A 2686-nucleotide genomic window follows, 5' to 3' on the forward strand; every position below is an offset into this window, starting at 1 on the left:
GTGGAGCCCGGCCGCCGCGGCGCGTGCCCGGCCGGCCGGGCACGCGCACGTCAACCCTGCAAGCGGGCTTCAAGTAAGGGGAAAGCGTCAGGAATAGGTTCGGACATCGTTACCTGATCGAGTCCAACCTGAAGGAGCCGACGTAATCAGCACCACTGTGTGGAGCGAACTGCGCATGACCTCCGCGCCGCAGCTGTCCATCTCGATCTCCCCGCACCTGACCGCCCTCGCCATGATCGCCGACGCTCTCGCCGGCCGCCGCCGCGGCCTGCCGGAGCTCTGGCGCAAGGCGATCAGCTCGCGGGTCGGCAGGCAGGGACACCAGGCCGTACGCCCCCTCGCCGCACCCGGCTACTCGGTGGTCCCCGACAGCCTCGTGCCACGCACCCCCATCAGCGGGGACGTCTCCATGCAGGCCCAGATCAGCGCCCTGCGCGATCTCCCGCCCGACAATCTGATCAAGGATCTGGAGCAGGCGTTCGGCCGCGGACCGCTGCCCGCCCACTGGCGTCCGGCGGCCGAGCGGCCCGGTCCCTGGCTGGCCGGCTACGCGAGCGCCCTCGCCGACGTCTGGAACGCCACCGAGCCCCTGTGGAGGCGCGCCCGCGCCCTGCTGGACAGGGAGGTCCGGCGCGTCGGTGTGGCCGCCGTCCGCGGCGGCCCCGAGCTGCTGCTCGGCGCGCTCAACAGCCGCATCGTGTCCGGCGAGCGCGGGCTGCTCATCGCCGACGTGGAGTCGAGCACGTACGAACTGGGCGACCGGAGGATCGTCCTGGTGCCGATGCTGGCGGGCAAGGACGCGGTCATCGTCAGCCTCGACCACGAGGAGGCGGTCTGGATCGCGTACCCGGTGCCCGGCGCGCAGACGCTGTGGCGCCGGCCCGTGGCGCCGGCGCTCGACGAGTTGTCGGCGCTGGTCGGGCCGGTCCGCGCGGACCTGCTCGCCGCGATCGGCCAGCCCATGACCATGAGCATGCTGGCGGCCGGCATGCAGGTCGCGCCCAGCAGCATCACGTACCACTGCGACCGGCTGAGCGCCGCCCGGCTGATCAGCAGGGAGCGGCGCGGCCGCGAGGTGTGGATCACCCGCACGGAGCGAGCGGAGGAACTGCTGGAGGTGTTCCGCCGCTGAGAGAAGGGCGCGCCGGGGAGGACCCGGCGCGCCCCGCAATGGTTGACACCGCCACACCTTCACCACGAAACTCTCCCGAAACACCGCAAGGTGCCTACGGTAAACGTTTACAGGAGCGGTCGATGCCCAAACCCCGCTGGATCGCCGTGCTCGCCGTCCTCGCGTCACTCTTCCTGCTGGCCACGCCCGGCGAGACGGAGGTACGGCAGGGCGGCACGCTCACCACCGCGTCCGCCCCTTCGCAGGCGCTGGGTGAGAACATCGCCTACAACGTCTACCTCCCCAGCGGCTACGACCAGAGCAGCGACCGTCACCCGGTTCTCTACCTCCTGCACGGCCGGGGCGACACCATGCAGGCCTGGACCCGGGTCAAGACGGTCCTGGACGACATGATCCGGACCAAGCGCATCCCGCCCGTCATCGCGGTCATGCCGGACGCCCCCTGGAGCGAGCGCGGCAGTTGGTACGCCGACTCTCGCTACACCGGCGCCGACCTGCCCGGCAGGCCGGTGGAGACGGCGTTCACCAAGGACCTGGTCGCGCACGTGGACGCGACGTACCGTACCGCGCCCATCAGGGAGGCCCGCCTGGTCGGCGGGTACTCGATGGGCGGCGCGGGCGCGCTGCGTTTCGCGCTCGCGCATCAGGACCTGTTCAGCGCCGCCGCCGTGCTCAGCCCGGCCGTCTACACGCCGCTGCCGCCGTCCGACTCCTCGGCCCGCGACTACGGGGCGTTCGGCAAGGACGGTGAGAAGTTCTCCGACGAGGTCTACCGGGAGCTCAACTACCCGGCGCTGCTGCCGAAGCTGGACCCCGACCTGCCGGTGCGGCTGTTCGTGGCGGTCGGCGACGACGAGTACGCCAACCCCGACCCCGCCGATGCCCATCACGACCTGGACTTCGAGTCCGCGGCCCTCTACAACGCCGCCAGGCGCTCGCCGGCGATCTCCGCGCAGCTGCGCGTCATGGACGGCGGCCACGACTGGACGGTCTGGACGCCCGCCTTCGAGCAGGCCATGGCCGAGCTGGGCCCGGGCCTGAGCGTCACGCCTGCGACCGGGCTGCCCGCCCCGCTGTACGGCACGCCCGGCACCGACTGGGCCGGGGGAGTGGCGGCCCACGCGGACGGCTCCCTGACCATCGGGTACGCGGCCGGCGGGAACGCGGTGCTCACCCGTGCCGGCGGTTGGACGAAGCAGCTCGCCACCCCGGCGGACGAGCGCCTCTACGGCGTGGCGGCCCTGCCGGACGGCGGCGTGCTGGCGGCCGGATACACCAAGGGCGATCTGGACGGGCGGCACGCGGGCAACACCACGGACGACGCGTTCGTGGCCAACCTCGACGCGAGCGGGGCCGTCCGCTGGATCACCCAGTTCGGCGTGGCCGGCGTGGCCGACCGCCTCTACGCGCTGACGGCCGCGCCCGACGGCGGCGCGTACGTGGCGGGCTACACCAAGGGCGCGCTGGACGGCGCGAGCAGCGGCGGCCACTGCTCGCATGGGTCGAGGAGAACGTACGGTTCCCCGCTTCTATGGTGGACCGGATCGTCCCCGC

General features: G+C 72.4%; 2 protein-coding genes. Both read left to right on the plus strand.

Annotation, left to right across the window (positions count from 1 at the left end):
• Nucleotides 1–175: 175 nt before the first annotated feature.
• Nucleotides 176–1132, plus strand: coding sequence for a hypothetical protein (locus AB0J09_RS61775; protein ID WP_360713419.1), 957 nt, complete (start codon nucleotides 176–178; stop codon nucleotides 1130–1132).
• 122 nt (nucleotides 1133–1254) lie between these two features.
• Nucleotides 1255–2686: alpha/beta hydrolase-fold protein (locus tag AB0J09_RS61780; protein ID WP_360713421.1), on the plus strand; the 1432-nt coding region annotated here is incomplete at its 3' end.

It is taken from the genome of Nonomuraea sp. NPDC049784, assembly GCF_040659615.1.
GTDB lineage: Bacteria > Actinomycetota > Actinomycetes > Streptosporangiales > Streptosporangiaceae > Nonomuraea.

Coding starts and splice junctions, on each gene's coding strand:
- AB0J09_RS61775 (WP_360713419.1), top strand. CDS start 176: ATGACCTCCGCGCCGCAGCTGTCCATCTCGATCTCCCCGCACCTGACC.